The organism is Zoogloea ramigera, assembly GCF_006539865.1.
GTDB lineage: Bacteria > Pseudomonadota > Gammaproteobacteria > Burkholderiales > Rhodocyclaceae > Zoogloea > Zoogloea ramigera.
In genome coordinates this window covers 1-8,118 of sequence record NZ_BJNV01000113.1, presented here as the reverse complement: position 1 = coordinate 8,118, position 8,118 = coordinate 1, and the positions used below count along the sequence as shown (strand labels likewise).

The 8,118-nt window shown below is 63.4% G+C and carries 7 protein-coding genes; all 7 read left to right on the top strand.

The annotated features are described in order from the left end of the window. Positions 1-702 (top strand): flagellar motor stator protein MotA (motA, locus tag ZRA01_RS19310; RefSeq protein ID WP_141355007.1); only part of this gene is annotated, 702 nt, incomplete at its 5' end. Positions 703-763: 61 nt separating this feature from the next. Next, complete coding sequence (gene motB, locus ZRA01_RS19305) at positions 764-1,792, top strand: flagellar motor protein MotB (RefSeq protein ID WP_141355006.1); 1,029 nt, start codon at positions 764-766, stop codon at positions 1,790-1,792. Beyond that, a complete protein-coding gene (locus ZRA01_RS21320) occupies positions 1,710-3,035 on the top strand; it encodes a methyl-accepting chemotaxis protein (protein WP_141355005.1) in 1,326 nt (441 codons plus the stop codon). The genes motB and ZRA01_RS21320 overlap by 83 nt, the downstream gene beginning before the upstream one ends. A 23-nt stretch (positions 3,036-3,058) precedes the next feature. Beyond that, complete coding sequence (locus tag ZRA01_RS19295) at positions 3,059-3,424, top strand: response regulator (protein WP_141355004.1); 366 nt, start codon at positions 3,059-3,061, stop codon at positions 3,422-3,424. A gap of 36 nt (positions 3,425-3,460) precedes the next feature. Then, positions 3,461-5,722, top strand: a complete 2,262-nt coding sequence (locus ZRA01_RS19290) for a chemotaxis protein CheW (RefSeq protein WP_141355003.1) — start codon at positions 3,461-3,463, stop codon at positions 5,720-5,722. 123 nt (positions 5,723-5,845) lie between these two features. Then, positions 5,846-6,349: a chemotaxis protein CheW gene (locus ZRA01_RS19285; protein ID WP_141355002.1), complete on the top strand. Its 504-nt coding sequence runs from the start codon at positions 5,846-5,848 to the stop codon at positions 6,347-6,349. Positions 6,350-6,404: 55 nt separating this feature from the next. Further along, a partial coding sequence (locus ZRA01_RS19280; RefSeq protein ID WP_141355001.1) for a HAMP domain-containing protein occupies positions 6,405-8,118 on the top strand: 1,714 nt, incomplete at its 3' end.

Sequence of the window (8,118 nt, the reverse complement as noted above, 5' to 3'; positions counted from 1 at the left end):
AAGGCGATCAAGGGCACGATCGCGGCCCTGCCTAGCATCTTCAAGGGCTCTCCCTACAACAAGGCGTACTACGTTGACGTGCTGTGCATGCTTTACGAGATCCTGGCAAAGGTCCGGAAAGAAGGCCTGATGTCGATCGAAGGGGATATCGAGAACCCGGAGGGAAGTCCGATCCTTTCCAAGTACCCGGCCTTCACGGCAGATCACCACGCGGTGGACTTCCTCTGTGATTACCTTCGGATGATGGTCGGCGGCAATCTGAATGCCTTCGAAATCGAGAACCTGATGGACATCGAGATGGAAACCCATCACCACGAGGCCCACATGCCTGCGCACGTGGTCTCCAAGGTTGCGGACGGCGTGCCGGCTTTCGGTATCGTCGTGGCGGTGATGGGGGTGGTGAACGTGATGGGCTCGGTCGGTCAGCCGCCGGCTGTGCTCGGCAAGATGATCGGTGGTGCGCTGGTGGGGACCTTTTTGGGTATTCTCGTTTCCTACGGTTTCGTTGCCCCGGTGGCTGGGCAGCTCGAGCAGAAGGTCGAGGAGGGCGGCAAGATTTATCAGTGCATGAAGGCTGTGTTGCTGGCCAGCATGAATGGCTACGCTCCCCAGGTTGCCGTCGAATTTGGGCGCAAGGTTCTGTTTGCGGCCGATCGCCCGGGCTTTGCGGAGCTGGAAGAAGCCATCAAGAGCAAGAAGTGATGAGTGCCCGAATCACCCGGCCTGAGGCTCCACGGCCTGCCGGCCTTGTGGGAGTGCTGTCATGAGTGACGACACCCAGCAGCCAATCGTCGTCAAGAAGATCAAGAAGGGCGGCGGTGGCGCACACGGTGGTGCCTGGAAGATCGCCTACGCCGACTTCGTGACGGCGATGATGGCCTTCTTCCTGCTCATGTGGCTGCTTGGCTCCACGGCCCAGGGCGATCTTCAGGGCATCGCAGAATTCTTCAATTCGCCGCTCAAGGTCGCGATGAGTGGCGGCTCCGGCGCCGGAGATGCGACCAGCCCGATGGCGGGTGGCGGGCAGGATCTGACCCGATCGGTCGGGCAGGTGAAGCGGGGCGATGTAGAGGGCAAGCGCTCATTGAATCTGGAGGCGGCCAAGGGGGCTGTCAGGGCTTCCGGTGACGAGGGCGGGCAGGATGTCGAGAAGAAACGGGAGGAGCGCAAGGAGCGTGCCCGGCTGGAAGATGTGAAAGGTCAGATCGAGGCAATCATCGAGGCGAGCCCGAGCCTGCGCCCCTTCAAGAGCCAGCTTCTGCTGGACATCACGACGGAGGGGCTGCGCATCCAGATCGTCGATGAGCAGAATCGGCCGATGTTCGAGTCGTCAAGTGCCTCGCTTCGGCCTTACACCCAGGAGTTGCTGCGTTCCATCGGCGCAACCCTGAACGGCGTCGACAACACCATCAGCTTGTCGGGCCATACCGACTCCACGCGCTACGCGGGGGGCGAGCGAGGGTTTTCCAACTGGGAGCTGTCGGCCAACCGGGCCAATGCATCCCGACGTGAACTCGTGACGGGAGGTCTGGCGGAGGGAAGGATCGTGCGGGTGGTCGGCCTGGCCGACACCTTGCCCCTCGACCCCGCCAATCCGACTGCGCCGCTCAACCGCAGGATAAGCATCATCGTACTCAACAAGCAGGCTGAAGCCGCCCTGAGGAGTGGTGGCAACAAGAAGCTCGACGTGAGCTCGGAGGAGGGGGTCGATGTGGGCGACATTCGCGCAGGGCTGGGGGCTTCGTCGCGCCCTGCGCCCCGTCCGTTGCCTAAAGAATCGGCTCCCGAGTGACGATATTGAGACCCGTATATTCCTTTGTGATCGAACAATAATGAAGCTGTCTCGAACCTCCGCCATTGCGCTTGGGCTGATATGGTCAGCGTTGGCGGTATGGGTGTCTTCCCGGCTGTCCGGCGAGATGGCTGGCGCATCGTTTGCGGTATCAGGGAGTGCGCTCGGATGGTTGCTGCTGGTGAGCCTGCTGCCGAAGGCTGCTACGTCTGGGCCGGTGGTCGTGAAGGTCGATCCGTCTGCCCAGGAGGGGTTGAGTGCGGTGGAGGGCGTCCTGCGCGAGTGCGCCGTGTCTTTCCGGCTGCAGCATGAAGCCATCCGCAGTGAGGTGGGACGCGTGCAGAGCATGCTGTCCGACGCCATTGTGACGCTCACGGCGAGTTTCAACGGCATTCTCGCTGCCACCCAGGCTCAGGAGACGATTGCCGTCAGCCTCGTGAAGGATGACGACGATTCCACGAGCGGGGCCAGTTTCGACGAGTTCATCCAGAACACCTCCGAGGTCATGCAGAAGGTTGTGGACAAAATCATCATGAACAGCAAGCTGGGCATGGAACTCGTCGAGCTGACCGATCGCATCTCCAAGCGTGCTGCCGATGTGGAAAGCATTCTTGGCGAGATCGCCGGGATCGCCAAGCAGACCAACCTGTTGGCGCTCAATGCGGCCATCGAGGCGGCGCGGGCCGGTGAAGCCGGGCGTGGCTTCGCGGTCGTTGCCGACGAGGTCAGGGATCTGTCTACCCGCACGAGCCACTTCAGCCAGCAGATCGCCGCGGTGATGAGGTCGATGCGGGAAGGTGTCAGCGGGGCTGAGGAGGCCATCGAGCGTCTGGCTTCCACCGACATGAACTTCGCGCTCGAATCCAAACAGCAGGTGGAGCAGGTGCTGACGTCGATGGAAGACCTCAATCAGCAGCGTGGCAATGCCATCCTCCTGCTCGGCCAGCACGCCCACACGATGGATGGCGAAGTCGGCCGCGCCGTTACGGCGCTGCAGTTTCAGGACATGGTGTCGCAGCTCATCGCGCATGTGGATAAACGCACGGCTGCCCTCAGTGCCTTCATGGATGAGCTCGATGTGCTCTCCGACGGAATCCAGCGCACGGCCGCCTCTGGCGACACGGATGCGTTACAGAAGACAGCGAGCGACATCAGGCAGCATCTCGCCGGCTTCGAGGAGCGCCTTGGTGGCAGCCCGGTAAGCCAGAAGGAAATGTCGCACGGCGACATTGATTTGTTTTAGTTTCAGAACCTTAGGAAAGCATAATGGCCAAGACCGTACTCACCGTTGATGATTCTGCCTCTATCCGGCAGATGGTGTCGTTTACCCTGAAAAGCGCTGGCTACGAGGTGGTCGAAGCCGTGGACGGCATGGACGGCCTCGAGAAGGCGAAGGGCAAGAGCTTCAATCTTGTGCTCACCGATCAGAACATGCCGCGGATGGATGGCTTGTCCCTCATCAAGTCCCTGCGGGGCATGCCCGGCTACCGCACTGTGCCCATTCTGATGCTCACCACCGAATCGTCCGACACCATGAAGTCCCAGGGCCGCGCCGCTGGTGCGACTGGCTGGCTGGTCAAGCCCTTCGACCCGCAGAAGCTGATCGAGGTCGTCAAAAAAGTGATCGGCTAAGCAAGGCCCGGCAACAGCGGGGCAGGGGAGACAGGCATGGCCATAGACATGAGCCAGTTCTATCAGGTGTTTTTCGAGGAAGCTGCCGAGCACCTGGCGAGCATGGAGGCGTTACTGCTGGCGATCAATCCAGCGGCGCCAGATCCGGAAGAGGTCAACGCCCTCTTCCGCGCAGCCCATTCGATCAAGGGTTCGAGCGGAACCTTCGGCTTCCAGGACATGATGGAGGTCACCCACATTCTCGAGACCATGCTCGATCGGGTCCGCAAGGGGGAGGCCCCCCTGACCGACGATATGGTGGATGCCTCGCTGGTGGCGGGGGATGTGCTCAAGAATCTGCTCGGTGCGCACCGGGGCGAGGACGAGGCGGATCGAGCCGCCGCCGAAGCGATCTGCCACCGCCTCGAGGCCCTGTGCCGCGCCCTCGATACCCCCGCGGAGGTGGTGCCGCCCCCTGCACCGACGGCCAACCCCGAGCCTGCCACGGCGCCGGCGGCTGAGGCCAGTTTCGATCTTCACTTCCGGATCTCCGGGGAGCCTGCCGCGGCCTCCGCCGGGCTGGCCAGCCTGGTGGATGAATTGAGCAGCTTCGGTCGCGTCGAAACCGTGGCTGCACCGCGAGAACCGGGTGACGAGTGTCACCTGCGCATCGTCACGGAGGCCAGCCCGGAAACCCTGGCCGGAGTCGTCGATTTCGTGGCCGATGCCGCTTCGCTGCGGGTCGAGCCTGTCGCCGCGACGGCCCCACCCGTCGAAGAAGAGGCTTACGGTTTTTTCACCGAACTTCAACAGGTGGTCGACGACGCCTACGGTTTCTTCGAGCCGCTTCCAGAGCTGGCTGCAGTGAGCGAGCCCTATGGCTTGTTCTCCAATGTCGAGGTCGCTGTAGAGCCCTACGGTTTCTTCACCGACCTGCCGCTGCCGGAGCCGGCACCGCCGCTCGTTTTGGCTACCCCGGCGGAGGAGACGGCCTATGGTCTGTTCGAGCCGATGGCCTCGCCGCCTCAGTCGCCCCCGGCCGCCGCGGAGCCTGCCGCCCTGCAGCCGCCGGCCCCGGCGGCCGAGCTCGCTCCGGCTGTCGTCAAGAAGGCGCCGGCCAAACCGGCTGGGGCAGGCGACAGCGGCTCGATCCGGGTCAGCGTCGAAAAGGTCGACCAGATGATCAACCTGGTCGGAGAGCTGGTCATCACCCAGGCGATGCTCACCCAGGCGGCGAGCAATGTCGACCCGGTGGTGTTCGAGCGGCTGATCAACGGCCTGGCCCAGCTCGAGCGCAACACCCGCGATCTGCAGGAATCCGTGATGTCGATCCGGATGATGCCGATTTCGGTGGTCTTCAGCCGTTTTCCGCGGGTCGTGCGGGATCTCTCCCAGAAGCTTGGCAAGCAGGTTGAGCTCAAGACCATCGGCGAGACGACCGAGATGGACAAGAGCCTGGTGGAGCGGATCACCGACCCGCTCACCCACCTCGTCCGCAACAGCCTTGATCACGGCCTCGAGACGCCCGAAAGGCGCCGTGCTGCCGGCAAGCCGGAAACCGGCACGATCACCCTGTCGGCCTACCACCAGAGCGGTAACATCGTGATCGAGGTGGGCGACGACGGCGCCGGCCTGAACCGGGCCCGAATCCTCGCCAAGGCCAAGGAGCGGGGCATGGCGGTCAGCGACGCAATGAGCGACCAGGAGGTCTGGCAGCTCATCATGGAGCCGGGCTTTTCCACCGCCGAGCAGGTCACCGAAGTGTCCGGCCGCGGCGTCGGCATGGATGTGGTCAAGAAGAACATCTCGGCGATGGGCGGCCGGATAGAGCTGGAATCAATGACCGGTGTCGGCACCCGCATCACCGTGCGGCTGCCCCTGACCCTGGCCATTCTCGACGGCATGAGTGTCGGCGTAGGCCCCGAAACCTACATCATCCCGCTGGGCTACGTGATGGAGTCGATGCAGCCCGAGCGGGGCATGATGAAGAGCGTCTCGGGGGTCGAGCGTCTGATCCAGGTGCGGGGCGAGTACCTGCCGGTGATCTGCCTGCACGAGGTTTTCCATATCGGCGGCGCGATCACCGAATGGTCGAAGGGGATCATGGTCGTTCTTGAGGCCGACGGCCAGAGCGCGGCGCTCTTCATCGACCAGCTGATCGGCCAGCACCAGGTGGTCATCAAGAGCCTCGAGGCGAACTACCGGCGCGTGCCGGGTATCGCCGGGGCGACGATCATGGGCGATGGCCGGGTCGCCCTGATTCTCGATGTGCCGGTGCTCGTCGACATGGCCCGGCGGGTGCTGCCTGCGGCGGCCTGAGTCGCGCAGGCTTTTCCACCAATCAATAGGCCGCCTTCGGGCGGCCTTTTGCTTGTCTGCGATGCCTTCAGAAAGGGATCTCCCTGCCGTAAAAAGAACATCCCCAACGAGGAGTCTTTCATCATGTTGCAGGCCATCCAGACGACCGCTGCCCTAGAGTCGGAAGAGTCCGGCTTTGCCCAGGAGCTTCTGACCTTCACCCTGGGAGCGGAAGAATACGCCATCGACATCCTGAAAGTGCAGGAAATCCGCGGCTACGACGCGGTGACGACGATCGCCAACGCGCCGAGCTTCATCAAGGGGGTCATCAACCTGCGCGGCACCATCGTGCCGATCGTCGACCTGCGCATCAAGTTTTCCGTCGGGGTGGCCGAGTACACCCCGTTCACCGTGGTGATCATCCTCAACATCGGCGGCAGGGTCGTCGGGATGGTCGTCGATGCGGTCTCCGACGTGATCTCCCTCAAGCCCGAGCAGATCCGGCCCGCACCGGATTTCGCCTCGTCGGTGGATACCGCTTACATCAGGGGCCTTGGGGCGCTCGGCGAGCGCATGCTGATCGTCGTCGACATCGAACGCCTCATGTTGTCCAGCGAAATGGCGCTGGTCGACGAAGCAGCCCAGTAACACCCGCGGGCCAGGTGCTGCTGTCACGCCAACCCGAAGCCGAAAGAGACAAGTCATGAGTGGAATCCTCTCCCCAGCCGTGGGTGTGATGAACCGGCTGTCCGTGCAGGGCAAGATGGCCCTCCTGGGCGTGATCGCAATGGTGCCTGTGATCGTTCTGGCGTACATGCTGAACGGGCGTATCGAAGCCGAGATCAACTTCACCCGAAAGGAGACCCAGACGGTCCCCATGGTGATGCCGGCCCGTCAGCTGATGCAGGCGGTGCAGGCCCATCGTGGCGTGTCGCAGACGGTCATCGGCGGCAACACTGCGCTGGCCGGGCGGCTGTCTGAATTGCAGGCCAAGGTGGCTGCCGCCCTGAAGGACGGCAATGCCGTCGATGCCCGATACGGCGCAGCGCTCGGCACGGCCGAGGTGTGGAGGGCTCTGCGTCAGGATTGGGATGAAGTGCAGGCCAAGGCCGTGAGCCTCGGTGCCGAAGAGAGCTTCCGCCTGCACACGGCCTACATCGAACGGGTGCGGGATTTCATCACCAGCATTGCAGACCGCACCAATGCGACGCTCGACCCTGAGCTCGAAACCTTCTATCTGATGGATGTCTTCGCGGTTCGCCTGCCAACGTTGGCCGAGGACGCCGGTCGCGCGCGCGCGCTCGGGGCCAGCCAGGCCATGCGGCAGAAGCAGACCGAGGCTGAACGCGTCGAGATGACGGTGATGCTGCGCCGCATGCAGGATGGCCGCGCGGCGATCGATGCGGCACTGAGCAAGGCTGGTAGTCAGGACGTAGCCCTGCGCGCCAACCTGTCCGGAGCCGGCAAGGCTCTGGACGCCAGCCTGAAGGATTATCTCGAGCTGGTGCAGACCGGGCTGCTGAGTGCGAGCGAGATCACGCTGGCGCCAACCCAGTACTTCGATGTTGCCACCAAGGCGGTGGACAGCGCTTACGGGCTTTTTGATCTGGCCGCCCGGGAGTTCGATCAGCGTCTCGCCGAACGTCTCGCCAGCCTCGAGCGTGCCCGCGCGCTGGTGTTCGGCGTGATCGCCGTCAGCCTTCTGGTGGTGGGGTATCTGTTCATCGGCCTGCGTCGCGCCATGCTCCAGGCCATCGGGCAGATCGAAGCCGGCGTCGGCCGCATGTCCCAGGGCAAGCTCGACGAGAAGGTGGTGGTTACGTCCCGGGACGCCTTCGGCGACATCGCCGGGGCCCTCAACAACATGCAGTCCAACCTGCTGGCAAAGATCTCGGCCGACAAGGTCGTGGCCGAGAGCAACCTGCGGGTGCGCAACGCCCTCGACAAGGCCAACACCAACATCATGCTGGCCGACACGGATGGGCACATCGTCTATTGCAACGAAGCCGTCCTCAACATGCTGCGCAACGCCGAGCGCGACATCCGCAAGGATCTCCCGACCTTCCAGGTCGAGGGCCTGGTGGGGCGCAATTTCGACGTCTTCCACAAGAATCCGGCGCATCAGCGCAACATCCTCGGCCACCTCTCCGGCGAGCACCGCGCCACGGTAAAGGTGGGTGGGCGAACCTTCGGGCTGGTGGCCAACCCGGTCATCAACGCCGAAGGCGTACGGCTGGGCTCCGTGGTCGAGTGGGTCGACCGGACTGATGAGGTTCATGCAGAGGAAGAGCTGGCGACCCTGATGCGGGCCGCCCTGGCCGGCGATTTCAGCCAGCGTCTGTCGCTGGAGGGCAAGAAGGGCTTCTTCATCACGCTCTCCGAGGGGATGAACCAGCTCACCGGCATCATCTCCACCA

Bases quoted from the DNA above. Each gene is read 5' to 3' on its own strand.
- motB (WP_141355006.1), top strand. From the start codon at position 764: ATGAGTGACGACACCCAGCAGCCAATCGTCGTCAAGAAGATCAAGAAG.
- ZRA01_RS21320 (WP_141355005.1), top strand. From the start codon at position 1,710: ATGTGGGCGACATTCGCGCAGGGCTGGGGGCTTCGTCGCGCCCTGCGC.
- ZRA01_RS19295 (WP_141355004.1), top strand. From the start codon at position 3,059: ATGGCCAAGACCGTACTCACCGTTGATGATTCTGCCTCTATCCGGCAG.
- ZRA01_RS19290 (WP_141355003.1), top strand. From the start codon at position 3,461: ATGGCCATAGACATGAGCCAGTTCTATCAGGTGTTTTTCGAGGAAGCT.
- ZRA01_RS19285 (WP_141355002.1), top strand. From the start codon at position 5,846: ATGTTGCAGGCCATCCAGACGACCGCTGCCCTAGAGTCGGAAGAGTCC.